16 protein-coding genes are annotated in these 14,323 nt (G+C 51.7%); 1 reads left to right on the top strand and 15 read right to left on the bottom strand.

All coding sequences use genetic code 11. The features are described 5' to 3' along the window. Positions 1–53: 53 nt before the first annotated feature. The 10 genes from MKY59_RS03215 to MKY59_RS03170 form a co-directional block, all read right to left on the bottom strand. Positions 54–1,205: an AI-2E family transporter gene (locus MKY59_RS03215; RefSeq protein WP_339275960.1), complete on the bottom strand. Its 1,152-nt coding sequence runs from the start codon at positions 1,203–1,205 to the stop codon at positions 54–56. Positions 1,206–1,505: 300 nt separating this feature from the next. Then, positions 1,506–2,540 (bottom strand): LLM class flavin-dependent oxidoreductase, encoded by a 1,035-nt coding sequence (locus MKY59_RS03210; RefSeq protein WP_339275958.1) that lies wholly within the window; start codon positions 2,538–2,540, stop codon positions 1,506–1,508. 168 nt (positions 2,541–2,708) lie between these two features. Next, positions 2,709–3,020: an ArsR family transcriptional regulator gene (locus tag MKY59_RS03205; protein ID WP_236420754.1), complete on the bottom strand. Its 312-nt coding sequence runs from the start codon at positions 3,018–3,020 to the stop codon at positions 2,709–2,711. Positions 3,021–3,135: 115 nt separating this feature from the next. Beyond that, a complete protein-coding gene (locus MKY59_RS03200) occupies positions 3,136–3,717 on the bottom strand; it encodes an NAD(P)H-dependent oxidoreductase (protein WP_339275956.1) in 582 nt (193 codons plus the stop codon). Between the two features lie 137 nt (positions 3,718–3,854). Then, positions 3,855–4,229 (bottom strand): MarR family transcriptional regulator, encoded by a 375-nt coding sequence (locus MKY59_RS03195; protein WP_339275954.1) that lies wholly within the window; start codon positions 4,227–4,229, stop codon positions 3,855–3,857. A gap of 172 nt (positions 4,230–4,401) precedes the next feature. Continuing rightward, a complete protein-coding gene (locus MKY59_RS03190) occupies positions 4,402–5,079 on the bottom strand; it encodes an NAD(P)H-dependent oxidoreductase (RefSeq protein WP_339275952.1) in 678 nt (225 codons plus the stop codon). A 145-nt stretch (positions 5,080–5,224) separates the two neighbouring features. Further along, positions 5,225–5,683 carry a DUF523 domain-containing protein gene (locus MKY59_RS03185; RefSeq protein ID WP_339275951.1) on the bottom strand — a complete coding sequence of 153 codons (459 nt, stop codon included), beginning with the start codon at positions 5,681–5,683 and terminating at the stop codon, positions 5,225–5,227. 66 nt (positions 5,684–5,749) lie between these two features. Further along, complete coding sequence (locus MKY59_RS03180) at positions 5,750–7,048, bottom strand: hypothetical protein (protein WP_339275950.1); 1,299 nt, start codon at positions 7,046–7,048, stop codon at positions 5,750–5,752. Then, positions 7,045–7,623, bottom strand: coding sequence for an RNA polymerase sigma factor (locus MKY59_RS03175; RefSeq protein WP_339275948.1), 579 nt, complete (start codon positions 7,621–7,623; stop codon positions 7,045–7,047). Before MKY59_RS03175 ends, MKY59_RS03180 begins: the two co-directional genes overlap by 4 nt. Positions 7,624–7,765: 142 nt before the next feature. Then, a complete protein-coding gene (locus MKY59_RS03170; RefSeq protein WP_236420743.1) occupies positions 7,766–8,500 on the bottom strand; it encodes a class I SAM-dependent methyltransferase in 735 nt (244 codons plus the stop codon). Between the two features lie 167 nt (positions 8,501–8,667). On the opposite strand from MKY59_RS03170, the gene MKY59_RS03165 reads away from it, so the two are divergent. Next, on the top strand, positions 8,668–10,026 hold the full coding sequence (locus MKY59_RS03165) for an MATE family efflux transporter (protein WP_339275947.1): 1,359 nt from the start codon (positions 8,668–8,670) through the stop codon (positions 10,024–10,026). Positions 10,027–10,115: 89 nt separating this feature from the next. On the opposite strand, the gene MKY59_RS03160 is transcribed toward MKY59_RS03165, so the two are convergent. The 5 genes from MKY59_RS03160 to MKY59_RS03140 all read right to left on the bottom strand — a co-directional run bounded on the left by MKY59_RS03160 (position 10,116) and on the right by MKY59_RS03140 (position 14,319). Next, complete coding sequence (locus tag MKY59_RS03160) at positions 10,116–10,967, bottom strand: Cof-type HAD-IIB family hydrolase (protein WP_339275945.1); 852 nt, start codon at positions 10,965–10,967, stop codon at positions 10,116–10,118. Between the two features lie 178 nt (positions 10,968–11,145). Further along, positions 11,146–12,234 carry a DUF418 domain-containing protein gene (locus MKY59_RS03155; protein ID WP_339275943.1) on the bottom strand — a complete coding sequence of 363 codons (1,089 nt, stop codon included), beginning with the start codon at positions 12,232–12,234 and terminating at the stop codon, positions 11,146–11,148. Between the two features lie 43 nt (positions 12,235–12,277). Further along, positions 12,278–12,409 carry a hypothetical protein gene (locus MKY59_RS03150; RefSeq protein ID WP_339275941.1) on the bottom strand — a complete coding sequence of 44 codons (132 nt, stop codon included), beginning with the start codon at positions 12,407–12,409 and terminating at the stop codon, positions 12,278–12,280. 45 nt (positions 12,410–12,454) lie between these two features. After that, the gene (locus MKY59_RS03145; protein ID WP_339275939.1) at positions 12,455–13,294 is read right to left on the bottom strand and encodes a MerR family transcriptional regulator; all 840 of its coding nucleotides are present in this window, start codon (positions 13,292–13,294) and stop codon (positions 12,455–12,457) included. 155 nt (positions 13,295–13,449) lie between these two features. After that, positions 13,450–14,319, bottom strand: coding sequence for an amidohydrolase family protein (locus MKY59_RS03140; protein ID WP_339275938.1), 870 nt, complete (start codon positions 14,317–14,319; stop codon positions 13,450–13,452). Between the last annotated feature and the right edge of the window lie 4 nt (positions 14,320–14,323).

Here is a 14,323-nt window from a genome sequence, read left to right as displayed (position 1 = left end):
CAGCCGATTGGCGGGGGCTTTTGTTTCATAAGGGCACCGTTGTTCGAATAAAATTAAACAGGGTTGCCGTCTTTCGGATCATACAGTCCGGATCTATCCTTGAACCAGTTAAATACGTGCGATACGCAGACTTTCAGCACCGCATACCCCGGAACAGCAAGCAGTACGCCGACGACGCCGAACAGGTTGCCCGAAGTCAGGATCACGAAAATGATGGTGATCGGGTGAATTTTGAGCGTTTTGCCCATGATTTGCGGCGAGATGAATTTGCCTTCGATCAACTGCACGATCGTCCATACCGCCACCATCTTCAGCAGCATCACCGGCGAAGTCACCAAGGCGACGATCAACGCAGGCGTAATCGCGATGGCCGGTCCGAGATAAGGCACCACGCTCGTAAACGAAGCGATGATGGCCAGAATGAGTGCATAATCCAGTCCAATGATCATATAACCGATGTACAGCAGAACGCCGATGCAGAAGCTGACGATGATCTGTCCGCGAATGAACGAGCTGATCTGATGGTTAATGTCATGAAGTACGTGCATCGCGCCGGGGCGGCTTTGGACAGGCAGGAAGGACAAAATTTTGCCGGGCAGCTTTTTGCCGTCCTTCAGCAGATAAAACAGGATGAACGGAACCGTGACGATGGACAGCACCACTTCGGTAAACGCACCCAGGAACCCGCCAATACGCGTCCAGGTATGGTTCAGAATCTCGGTTGCCTTCTTCGTTACGGTGCTCCACCAGTCCGTCGAATTCCAATTGACGGCATCCTGCAGCTGGTAAAAGAGCTGGCTGCCCGTCAATTCCTCGAATTGTACGCGCACGTTCTCGCTGTACGTCGGAAAGTTGGCGATCAACCCCATGATTTGATTGCGCAGCACCGGAATGACGGCCAAAATGATGACCGTGAGCACGCCCGCAATGGCCAGATAAAGAATCAGGATACTCCACCCCCGACCGATCTTCCAGCGTTCCATCAGATCCACGATCGGGTTCAGCAGATAATACAGAATTCCCGACAAAATAATGGGCAGCACGATCGTTTTGAGAAGTACCGCAAACGGATGAAGGACGAAGGATACTTTGTTCAGCACCATCACATTCAGTCCGATCAGCAACAAAACCAGCAGAAACAGGACAAACTTGTTATTCAGAAAAAATCGCTTGAATCGGTCAGGCCACACGCGTGGTTGCTCCATAGGCAAGTCTTCCTTTCTTATGTATCCTCCCATAATTCAGGCCGAAAAAGGCTTCTTCACATCGTTCCCGCAAAGAAGACGTTGTCCGAACCAACATATGCAAAAAACCTTTCTGTATATACGAAGGCAGCCGTTCGATCGTTTCAAAAAGAAACGTCCCTTACCAGTTTACCCCATAATGCGTCTTGTGCCCATTCTCCTCTTTTGAAAAAAATACCTCCCGGGCAGCTGCCCGCCGGACATAAAGAAGCATCAAAAAGACCCGCCTCCAAAGAGACGGGCCGCGTAATGCAGAGTTCATCAGATTTTGCCTGCCAGCCCGGCCAGCAGTTCGTAAGAACGAAGTCGTGCCTGATGATCATAGATCATCGACGTCACGATCAGTTCGTCCGCCTGTGTCTGGGCGATGAACTGTTCCAATTGGCCGCGCGCGGTGTCCGGCGCTCCTTTGACCGCGGCTTTCAGCGTTTGCGCTACCGCCGCTTGCTCGCGATCCGTCCATTTGCCCTCCATGTCGGCTGGCGGTTTGACCAGACCCGTGGTGCCGCGGATGATGTTCAGGAACTGCTGCAGCAGCGTGGTGCTGAGCCATTCCGCCTCTTCGTCCGTATCGGCCAGCACGGCATTTACGCCGGCGATGACGTAAGGCTTCGACAAGACGTCCGAAGGCTGGAAGCTGCTGCGGTATGCTTCAATCGCTACCCGGGTATAATCCGGGGAGAAGTGGCTCGCAAACGCAAACGGCAATCCGAGTCTTCCGGCCAGGCGTGCGCTGAAATCGCTGGAACCCAGCAAATAAATCGGAATGTTCAGCCCTTCGCCAGGAACGGCACGTACCGGGGCATGATAGGAAGTGGCCGATGCATCGAAATAAGCTCTAAGTTCAGCGAGCAGTTCCGGGAAATCTTCTCCGCTGTTCAGCTCTCTGCGCAGCGCCAGCGTTGTGCGGCGGTCGCTTCCCGGGGCGCGTCCCAGGCCAAGGTCAATCCGGCCCGGATACAACGATTCCAGCGTGCCGAATTGCTCGGCGATGACGAGCGGAGCATGGTTCGGCAGCATGATGCCGCCTGATCCGAGACGGATGCTCTTGGTGCCGCCGGCGAGGTAACCGATGACGACCGAAGTCGCGGAAGAGGCAATGCCCGGCATGTTGTGATGCTCTGCCACCCAATAGCGGTGATAACCCCAGCGTTCGGCGTGCTGCGCCAGATCAAGGCTGTTCCGCAGCGCATCTGCGGGCGTCGCTCCCTCGGTAACCGGGGCAAGGTCCAGAATGGACAGTTTAACGTCATGAATCGTTTTTCTATTGAACGAACCGTTGGTTTCGGTAGTCATTATATCGAATCTCCTTTTCCGAATTGTTATTTCGTATATTCAGATATATAGATATATTGGTGCAAAAAAACAACTTTCCAGTGCAGTTGATATTCCTCACGCTGCCGTCTGCATCCGGACGGAAATCCCTTACGCACCAGCATGGGTGCTTCCGTTCCGGCGTACGGCTTACAGCTTGTGCTGCACATATTCGGCAAATTCGCGGATGGTCTCCTCGTTGCGGCGATAGTAGGTCCATTGGCCTCTTCGCTCCGACAACAGCAACCCAGCCTTGAGCATGGTAAGCAGATAGCTGGATATGACGGACTGGGCCAAACCGGCCTTCATCTGAATGGTCCCCACGCAGATTCCGTTCTTCCCTCCATCGGGATGCGTAGACAGCTCCGCTGGCGAGAAGTGCTCCTCCGGTTGCTTGAGCCACTCCAAAATTTGTCTGCGCGTTTCGTTCGACAATGCTTTGTAAATGAGTATTGGTTCCATGGGTACGATTATACCCCCTTTCGATTAATTTGCAAACTTTTATGGCAAACAGGCTACCCTCCGCAGGATAGCCCCAATGTTTTGATCTCTTTATTGTACAGGTATTGCTCCTCGATTAGAAGGCAGCCTGAATGGTTTGTTTTACCTCTTCCAGCATGGCTGCATGAGCCGCTTCGTCCACGTTGCCGACCCCGCCCAAAAGGATATGCCCAACAGGTTCGATACCGACAAAGTCGTAGATGCCTGTATCGGAAGTCATTTTCAAGGCGTCTGTCATGCCGATCTGGTCATAAATTTCCTTCGGTGTACCGTGCGTGTTGATGATGAACCCTTTTTTGCCTGTCAACAGTTTGACGATGCCCGTCTCATTTGCTCCATACGCGAAACCAAAAGCAAACACGCGGTCAATGTACCCTTTGATGATAGCCGGAAGCCCTGTCCACCATATAGGATAGATCATTGTGATGACGTCTGCATCCGTGATGTATTTTTGCTCGGCAGCGATATCCTCGGGTGTCTGTCCCGCACGCATGGCTAGGGTATCTTCGGCTTTCAATACAGGTTGGAAGTTCAGCGCGTACAGATCGCGCACGACGACCTCGTGCCCCTTGGATTCCAATACATCTACCGTAGTATTCAGAATGGCTTTATTGAAGCTGTCCGTGTGCGGGTGTGCATATACGATCAGATGTTTCATGAGTATTCCCTCCATTAGTTCAAATGATTTATCATATAGCGTGCGCATCTTCTTCGGGATGAATCCCCGCAAAGCATGCCTTTGTTTCAAATCTGCACCTACAAAACATAGACATCTATGTTTATAACCAAAAAAAATTACATCTCTCGAAGGATGCTGCCGAGCAAGTTTTCCAGCTGTTCCGCTTGCTCTTCCGTCAAACCGCCGTATACCATCTCTTTAATCTGTTCGGAAATTTGCACGAAGATCGGCTCCAGCCTTCTTCCTTGTTCAGTCAGTCGGATCATCGTCACCCGGCTGTCCTCGGCACTCTTGCTGCGCTCCACGAAACCCAGCTTCTCCAACTTGTTGACAAGCACGGTCACGGTGGGCTGCGTACGATGAACCCGCTCGGCCAGCATTTTGATGGACAGGGCCTCTTCCCGATAAAGGAAGATCAGGATATCCCCATGGGATGGCACTATGCCATTCACGCCCTGCTGCTCCAGTTCTTGCACGATGCGTTTGTTCACGTGGTCCCTGATCCGGGATATCATTGAGATTGCATTATATTTTGGCATGCCCTCATTATACATAGATATCTATTCATTTTCAAGCAGCTTATTCATATAAATCTCCCAACCATCTTGATGCGGACGATTGGGAGGTATTGTTATCTTCCATAAACATAAAGAATGCTGGTGCTTATTCGATCCAGTGCGTAACCTGCTCCAGCGACTGTCTCGTTTTGCCGTATTTCGGTTCCTCTGCACGATACCCGAAGGCCGCCATGACGGAAACGTCCCATACGCCGTCTTCCAGCAAACCTTCCTCGGCAAAGATGCGGCGGGTCTCCTCCTGATTGAATCCTTCGATGGGGCAGGAATCGATGCCGATGAGGGCTGCTGCGGTCATCATGTTGCCCAGCGCAATATACGTCTGTTTGGACGCCCAGTCGAACAATGTCCGCTCGCTGTCCAGAATGCCTTTGTTTTGCTGGAACGTGCGGTATGCTGCCGGAATGCGCTCATAGGTTTCCTGGTCCATGCCTTTGATTTCCTTGCAAATGTATTCCAGATGCGCCGAGTCATAACGCACGTCCGTACGCGCCAGGAAAACGACGAGATGGCTCGCAGTCGGGAATTGCCCTTTGCCGCCGCTCGAAAACTCGACCATGCGCTCGCGCAGCGCCGGATTTTGCACGATGACGAATTTCCAAGGCTCGGAGCCGACGGAGCTTGGGGATAACCTCCCCGTTTCCAAAATGAATTCGAAATCTTCTTTCGAAATTTTGCGATTCGGGTCAAAACGTTTGGTCGCGTGCCGGAAATGGTACGCCTTCAAAATTTCTTCTTTTCTATTTAATGGTGTCGTCGATTCCACTTTCTCCACATCCTTTAATCTATTGGGGTACAGTTTCATTGGGATACAGTATCATTCTAAAATGAATCATGCCTTATTGAAAGTACGCACATTGATGTTACCAGGTATATGTTTTGATACTTTACGGCCTTTGAAACCGACTGGCTCATAGGTCAGCCATAAATTCATTTTCGGAAATGACAGTATACCCTTCCTGACGAAGCAAAGCAGCTGTCACGCCTTCGCCCGGAATCTTTTCGTTGCCGAACGTGCCGTCATAGATTATCTGCGAGCCGCAAGACGGACTGAACTCTTTCAGAACCACGCAGGTCACGCCGAGCTTCCGGGCCCAGTCCAACGTTTCGTAAGCGCCTTTGACGTAAAGCTCCGTGACGTCGGTGCCGCTCTTCTCGATCACCTTGGCCGTGCCTGCCAGCACGTCCCTGCCGTTCCCGCCGATAATTTCAGCCGGTTCCCGCGGGGTCGAAAAACCGCCAAGCAATTCAGGACACAGCATCTTAGCCTCTTCCCGTTCCACCAGTTCTTGAATTTTCTCGTCCAGACTCGCCGTACCATTGTAACGACAAGCAACGCCCGCGAGACAAGAGCTCACTAAATATTTCATCGATCCAATCTCTCCTTATTGCACTCACTTCCAACCTGTTAAGAAAATTGTACCACAAGATCAGGTTCATTCGCGGTTTCGTGAGAGTGAAGTGATTCGGCCTTCGGCATCGTAACTTATGCGAAGCACATCCACAACTTGGTTTCCCTGCTCTAGTTTAAAGGTGCCTTGTCCCGGATGGTCCGCATCCTGAGAAAAGCTGTATTCTTCCAAAGGCGCATGAAACATGTTTTTAATGATCGGCTCGGCGGCTTCCCTGATCGTAGATTCAGGGACATCCCTAAGTCGTTGTTTACCTTGGTCGGTCTTTGCTTCTTCCCTTGCATCGCTATTGAACGCAGGATGCAATGCCATATCATAGATGGAGACCTCAGCATCTTTACCATACTTTCCGTCAAACAAGGTTACAAGATAGCGTTCCCCAAAGGTTAGATCCCATTTGCTCCAATGGTCCTGCATATTTTTATTGTACGCAATACTTGTTAATGGCAACGCCGAGTAACCACAGTACGCCTCAACGGCTTGCTCGGCACGAACCACGGCTTCTTTGGGTGCTCTCTCAAGATCAATGGACCCGGAAACATATATCACCTCATCCTGCTGCCAGATGATGCTCCCCTCGACTTTACCATTTTCATTTCCGAGTTTTACGAGAGTCATCACTTCCGGCTGCCCATCATCCTCGCTTGGGGACATATGCGCCGAGCGGTCCACCTGCAAAGGCTTCATCGTTCCGTCACTGCCTATGCCTTGGAGAAGGGCTGGAATCTGGCTCAAATAACGGGGTTCGAGCTGGCTGACATCCATTTGCCCCCTTAGGGTCCAGCTTTGCATTTCCCCGGTAGCCGCATCAATTGAGAACTCCGCATAATTGTGATCTGTTTTTTGCCCGGCCTGCACGTAAATGGTATGCGAGTCATTCGGAAATGCCGTATCGTCCCTTACCATAGTCACTTCCAATTGTTTGCCCAAATAATCCCTCATTGTAACGGCAATCGTTCTTTTCATCGGTTCGGTCAGGAGCTCCTTATTCACGTCATCTGCCAATAAAAGGGCTGAAGCGGGATAAAGGCGTTCAACGACAGACTCCATGTACTGTCCGTTCCATAATAAAATCCCTGCCGCCGCGGCAGCTGCGGTTATGGCTGCGACCCACCCTTTTTTGCGACTTTTGCGTGGACCAGGCAAATTCAGCTTCTCCATGCTTTTGGTAAACGGTGAATCGACATCGCTTTGTCCCTGAATTGCTTTCGTTCCCGCTACCCGCTGCAGCACGCTCTGCTTGTGGCGTTCCGTAAACGCTGATCCTGCAAATGGCTCACCCTTCAGCACCTCTTCCCATTCTTCACGCTTCCCTGTCTTCATTCGTCTCGTTCCTCCCATCGTTTCCGTACTTTCGCTTTTGCGCGCGACAGTCTTGATTTGGCCGTCCCGATGCTGATGTCCAGCATCTCCGCAATTTCGGCCAGCGTCAGTTCATACTTCAGATGGAGCAGCAGCAGCTCCCTGAATTTGTCCGGCAAAGACATGACCACATCCCAGATTTCATGCACATGCTCCCGCCGAATGGCTTCAGCTTCTGCGGAGGGATGCGCCTGCATTTCGGGAATAGACATTAATCCGCCCCTTTCCGCTTCTCCGTTTTCCATCGGCAAAATGCCTCCCCACTGGCTGCTGCGAAAAAACTTCGATTTTCGGTATGTAAAGGTCGTGTTTCTGGTTATGGTCAGCAGCCATGTCTTCAACGAGCATTGCCCGCGAAATTGGGAGATGCCCAAGTAAGCCCGAATAAACACTTCCTGCGAAAGCTCATCTGCCTGTTCGGCACTCCTCGTCAGAAAGTAGGCATAGTTCCACACGTCGTTCCCGTACTCGTCCATGATCTGGCTGAGCGTGTGATTGTCGATCTCTCTGGCCTGCTCCAAAAATTGAACATCCAACTGGCATTCACCTCATTCAATAAGACTGCAGCGCAGCTCTTTCGGTTCCCGTTGAGAAAAAAAAGAGACCAGCCATCCGAAATACGGAACATGCTGGCCTATAAGGTCGGCAAACAGCCGACATAAATACAAACTACACAATTCATGATTTGGTCGCAGCAATCATCAGAAACATCGGACGACGATTCTCGTCTCGCATGCCCGGCACACGCTCCATCATTTCAGGTGAAGGTTTGGACTCTTCTACCCGACGAATCTCAAAGCCAGCCTGGATCAGTTCATTCAACTGTGTCGCTAGCGTACGGTGATATTTCAGGACCGGTTCGCTCAAAAAATGAGTTTCACGCACCCCTTCATCCTGATAGTGATCGACAGGCCAATGCTGCAGTTCTCCTTGTGGACCGTAATGCCAATCCTGCTCCGCGCGAGCAGTGAAGATTGGATGTTCGGTAGATAACACCAACCACCCGCCGGGATGAAGGCACTCCCGAATGCGAGCATACACGGGGGCCAGGTGCTGTACATAATGCAAGGCAAGAGAACTGATCACTACATCAAACGTCCCCAGTTCTGGACCTACGTCTTCAATAGCCATCCGTCGGTATTCAATCCCAGAATCACCGCTTAATTCGCGTGCACGCCGCAGCATGTTTTCAGACAAATCAATGCCGACCACCGAGGCTGCCCCTTGCTCTCGCGCATAGCGACAGTGCCAGCCAAAACCGCAGCCGAGGTCCAGCACTTTTTTCCCGGCCAGCACGGGCAGCATGGTGCGCAACTCATGCCATTCACCCGCTGCCTCCAATCCTTCCTTGGAACGAGGCATTTCACTATAACTCGCGAAGAAGGAAGGTTCATCATACTTGTTTTCTTTCATAATCATTTCGTTCCTTTCCAACCATTTGGACTCTATCCTGACTCTACCACAAAAAATGCAGACATTTCGAACAATTGCACTTCAAATTTGAATATGCTAAAATACAGAACGAACGTTCAGTATAAATATAAACAGAATGAACATTCAGTTTAATAATGGAGGTCATCATGAACACGACATGGACGCATCCCTTGGAAAAACAATCGGTACAGAAAGCTTTCCTGAGCTACCTCGTGCCTTCCATCCTGGGCATGCTGGTCATCGCATTCAACTTTATTATCGACGGCATCATGGTTGGGCACAAACTCGGCTCCACCGCGCTTGCAGGCATCGGCATCGCCTCGCCCGTCTATACGCTGTTCGTAGCCATGTCGCTATGGATCGGGATGGGCGGCGCAACGCTGTACTCCAACTATATGGGAGAGAAAGAGCTTCTCTCCGCCAGACGGATTTTCACGAAATCCATTCTGATCATTCTGATCGCCACTGCAGCGATCGGGCTGACCGCCTTCTCGTTGAGGGAGCAGCTGGTCTACGCGCTTGGCGCCAATGCGGAAACGTTCCCGTATGCGGCCGATTACATGAACGTCATCCTGTTGTTCGGATTCGTGTTCACCATCGAAAACGCATTGACCATTTTCGTGCGCAACGACGGAGGTCCGCGAACATCGATGTACGCGCAGATAACCTTTGCCGCGGCAAACATCGCCATCAATTACCTCATGCTGTACGTATTGGAATGGGGTGTACGCGGCGTTGCGCTGGGTACGATCATTTCCGCGTCCTTGGCGCTGCTCGTGTTGTTGACCCATTTTCTCAGAAAAAACAATCATCTCAAGTTCACTCGCTTCAAATGGAGCAAAAAATGGCTGATGGCCATCGTGCTGATCGGGTTCCCGAGCTTTTTGGCAGAATTGGGCATGTCCGTCTTTTCCGTCGCCCATAACGTTTCGCTCGATCGGCTGGCAGGCACGGACGGCGTCGCCTCTTTTACGGTGCTGAACTACATCCATGGCGTCGTGCTCCTGGCCTTCCTCGGCTTGGCTTCGGCGGCGCAGCCGCTGGTCAGTTATTATTATGGTGCCAAACAGTTGGACCGGGTCAAGCTGACGCTGCGGATCGCGTCCGGCACGGCGCTGGGGTTCGGCGTATTGCTGCTCGTCGTCGTACAGATCGGCGCATCCTTTTTTGTGCAGATCTTCGGCAGTTTCAGCGCGAACGTGATGGACAACGCGGTTTATGGACTGCGTATCTTTACCTTTGCTTACCTGTTCATGGGCATTAACTTCGTCATGAGCACATACTTCCAGTCCGTCGGCAACGCCAAAATGGCCATCTGGATTACGGCCGCGCGCGAAATGATCATTATGGTTACGCTGATCGCGATCCTGCCCGCATTTTCCGGGGTTACCGGCGTATGGCTGGCAGTGCCGCTGTCCGAAATGCTTGTCCTGCTGACCATCGGCATCTATTACCGCAAACGTTCAACTCATGAAAGGTTAACGGGCTTAACGATGAGCGATTAAGAGGTTTATCCCCTGCCTGGGACAAAGTCCCCAAAACCGTGACAATGACCATCGCGTCCGTCACGGTTCTTTGAGATGTCTATTTCAGACTAGATCAGGCCATATTTCGCAAAACTGTTGTACAGCCCGTCATTATCCAACGTGTCCGTAATATCGTCGGCAATTTCCTTGAGCCCCGGCTTGGCATTGCCCATGGCGATGCCCACGCTGCAAAATTCGAGCATCTCGGCATCGTTCATGCCGTCTCCGATCGCCATTGTGTCCTCCACGGACCAACCATGGTGCTCCAGCAAATCGGCGATGGCCACCGCCTTGTGAATGCCGGGAATCATCATCTCCCCGCTGTCTTTGCCAAAGATCGGCACCGTGCATTGGATGACCTCGAATTGACCTGCAAATTGTTTCTTAATCTGCTCGAAAGGTACCCGGCTTTCCAAAAAAGACACCTTGTTGACGTCATCCTTGTACAAGTCGCTTTCGCCATACGTCAAGCCCGCGATGAACGGGTGCGGCGTTTTTTCCATTTTTTCGCGGGCCGCCGGATCGTTCCCGACATCGCCGTAGATCAGCTTTTCCAGCCGGGCCTTGAGGTTGCGGCTCGCATATAAGGCCGAGTTGGATTCCAAATAAAAGTCCACATCGTGTTCGTTGAAAAAATCGACCATCCGGCGTACGTCTTCCGGCTGCACTTTTTTATGATACAGCGGCGTGCCGGCGATCTCGACATATCCCCCGCCTGCGCCGATCAGTCCATCGAACCCGATGTCCCATATGGCGTCGTAAATTTCGGCTTTGGAACGCCCTGTGCACAAATATAATAAATGTCCATTCTCCCGCGCGGCACGGCAAGCCTGCTGTGCCGACTCCGGCACGATACCGTCATCCCCGACCAAGGTGCCGTCGATATCGATAAATACGATTTTGCGCTTGTCCTGACTCATGAATGCACTTCCCCCTTCTGAGACGCGATATGGCAGCATAGTGTCTCCATGATCCAAAAGACGACCAGACGATTACGCTCCATAAGGCCAGTGTACAGGCTGGAACGCGTTCCAAGTCAAGCCGTTTGTCCACGGATTGTCAAGGTTAGTCTTGTTAGCCCTGTGCCCTTCTTTGCCGTCACTCCCATTTCCGCATCAAGAGCTCCAGCGGACCGCGACTATGGCGTTTGTTCCAATACACCGAAAAGGCGACAGCGGCAGCGTAAAAGAGGCAAGCATGAATGGTCGACAATATGACGCTGCCATTCTCCAATATGCCCAGCAGTTGAAACGGGGCAAGTCCGATCACGACGTGGGCCACATAATGTGTAAGGGAGAGCTGCCCCGTGCTGGCCAATACTTGGAGCGACTTCCTGTCCTTCCATTGCTCGGCCAATTGAATGCATAATGCAAGCACAGTCAGTGCCCATGCGGCCGCGGCAAAGACATAGATCAGGTTTGGCGGCATTGGTTTGCTGCCGAACAGCGCCTGAGCCGCTTCAGCTCCCAAACCAGACGACAATTTCCGAACGAGAAAGCCGGAGCAGAACTCAGTCACTACCGCAGTACTCGCGGCAATTGTGAGCAAGCGGCCTCTTGGCTCTTTCCTTATAAGCCAGTCCTTCCGGCCGAGCCACAACCCGAGCAGAAAAAACGCCAACCACGGAAATAACGGATGGAATCCGTTAAACAGCAGGTTGCGAACGAATCCAGGCCATGTCCACAGCCCGGCATATTCATGGTAATCCGCTGACCAGCCGTAACTGTAATCGAAATATAATAATTGAAAACACGTTGTTATAAGAACAAAAACCATCCATCCAAGCAGCTTTTTGTCCGATAATCGGAGAAAGTGCGCCGACAGGGCAATAAATAAGGCGTAGTAGTGCAGAATGTCCGCGCTCCAGCCGATTCCCAGCAGGCTGATTCCAGCAACGAAAAGAAAGGATGCCCTGCGGTATAACGTCTTCCGGCTTGCCTTCAACAGCTCCTCATTTCCGGAAGTCCTCGCCCGGGCCGTCATAAGCGACACCCCGATTCCGGCGAGGATCACGAACAGCGCGGAAGCCCTGCCCTCAAATAGCCCTGTTGATATCCTCAACCAATTCGGGCCTGCATCCTGTGCTCCCATGGCCAGTTTATAATTGACGATGATCATGCCGATGATGGCAATGGCTCTCGCCAAATCCAGACCGACAATCCTTCCGTTCGGCGGCTTCGGTTTCAAATCCTATCCCTCCCCGTATCAAAAGTTCCCGGAACATCCGGTTTCACGGCTGCACTTTCTGGTGTGGATGAAGGTTTTGCAGGAAATCTGCGATTTCATCCATGTACCCCTTTGGCGTGATGTTCCTTGGCGCAAATAAGCTGTTCAACAACGCGATTCCCCATTTCTTTTTCATGTGTCTTTGCATTCCTTTCTTGCGAGTAATCCAGACCTTCATGTATCATCTCATTCCATTCTCGTTCGCCGAACAACCACGCCATGAATGTGCTGTGCCGGGCTCCATAACGTCACCGCCGCTGCGATCAACTCGCGCTAGCAGCTCGTAATGTATGCTTTCTTGGGTGAACAGTGACAGATACGACCTCTCCACAAGGATTTGCGGCCCGGTTAGAACAAGGGAGCTGCGGTCAGCGAAGTCCTGAAATTGGTCAAAATGTTGCTGCAGGCCTTCTTCGTCATGAATCGAGAACCTGTAGGACAAATATTCGCCAGCCGGGAGAACCACGTCCCCGTCCGTGTCTTGCACTTCCGTGCACAGCCGTACGCGATGGCCTCCCTCATATACGTAATGAATGTCCGTTTCAAACAGCTCTGGCAGCGGATTGGCCCGCTGGGCTAACATGCGCGCATCGACATCCGCCTCGATGTCTGTTTCGAACCACGAGGACAGAACAGATGGATCACGCTGAACAACTTCGAAGAAAGAAGCCTCCTGCCCATAACGCTCGTTCTCGTCCAACAATTTGTGGATAAAACCGCTTAATGTTCGCAATCGCTCCATCTCGGCTTCCATCCTGGAAAGAGACTGCCGAAGCAACCGCCGCATATCGTCCGGGGTTCCTTCTTCGCTCCAATCCCGGATCGCTTGCACGGACAAACCCGTTTTGCGCAGCAGCAAAATATGTGCGAGCCGATAAATTTCGTCCATGCCATACATGCGATATTGATTGTCGTCCATGTAAGCCGGAAACAACACGCCCTTTTCCTCGAAATAACGAATCTGATGGACGGACACGCGCATCAGTTTTGCAAGCTCGCTAATGGTAATCTCCTTTTTCACCGTTTGCTCCTCCTAATGTTTTCCTTGGATTCGAATCAAGCATATACCTTAGGTCTGACCTAAGGTCAAGTTATGAACCACAAAAAAACGAAACCGGACATTCACAAGCCAGAGTCCGGTTTCGTTGGTATGATCTTTAATTACCCCTGTTCTGCCTATTCATTAGACGCCAGTGCCTGCTGAAGTCTTGGAAACACGCGCAGTGCATTGTTATAAAATACATCTTCCCAGTGCTGCTCGGGAATCAGGTTCTGTACGAACCGAATATATGGTTCAAGCGGAACCAGCGGCCAGTCCGTGCCAAACACGAGACGGTCATACTTCTCGGCAAAGACGATGGCGCGTTTGAAATGGTCCACGTACGTCTGCTCGCGCTGCAATCGTTCCACCTTTGCCGCATCTCCGACAATCCAGCCGGACAGATCGGCATAAAGATTCGGATTTTTCTCGAGCAAAGCCGCCGTATCCATCACCCACGGATCACCGAGATGGCATATCATAAAGGTCAGGTTGCGGTGTTTCATGAACGTCTCTTCCATCGAGAGCGGATGGGAGTATTTCAACAACCCGTGATCCGAATACGTCAGCCCTCCATGAATGACGATGGGAAGCTCATAAGCGGAAGCCAAGCGATATACCGGGTCGTAAATCTCGTCGCCGACGTTAAAATGGTAATATCCCGCATATAACTTGATCCCCACCACGCGTTCGGAACGCAGGGATTGCTCCAGCGCTTCGATTTGACCATCCTGATGCAAGGTTAGCGGATTGATGCCGACGCATGTGTATATGTTATCCGGCAACAACGGCTCCAGATCAAGAAGCATCGGATTGCGGGCTGCTGCGTCTGGAAACAAGCCTTCTTCCGTTTCCGTCACGCCCATGCCTACCCCGGCAATCACGCCGGCGTTCCTGAACTCCTCCAGCAGGCCTTTCGAAGTATATTCGATGGATGCCTGCAGCTGTGCAGTTTCTTTGAACGCCGCAATGTTGGAGTAGTGAATATGCGCATCAATGATTTTCATTCCA

Origin of the sequence: Paenibacillus sp. FSL W8-0426 (genome assembly GCF_037969725.1) — a bacterium.
Classification (GTDB): Bacteria; Bacillota; Bacilli; order Paenibacillales; family Paenibacillaceae; genus Paenibacillus; species Paenibacillus hubeiensis.
Note: the sequence above shows the minus strand (reverse complement) of the source record. Positions and strands in the feature narration are given on the sequence as shown.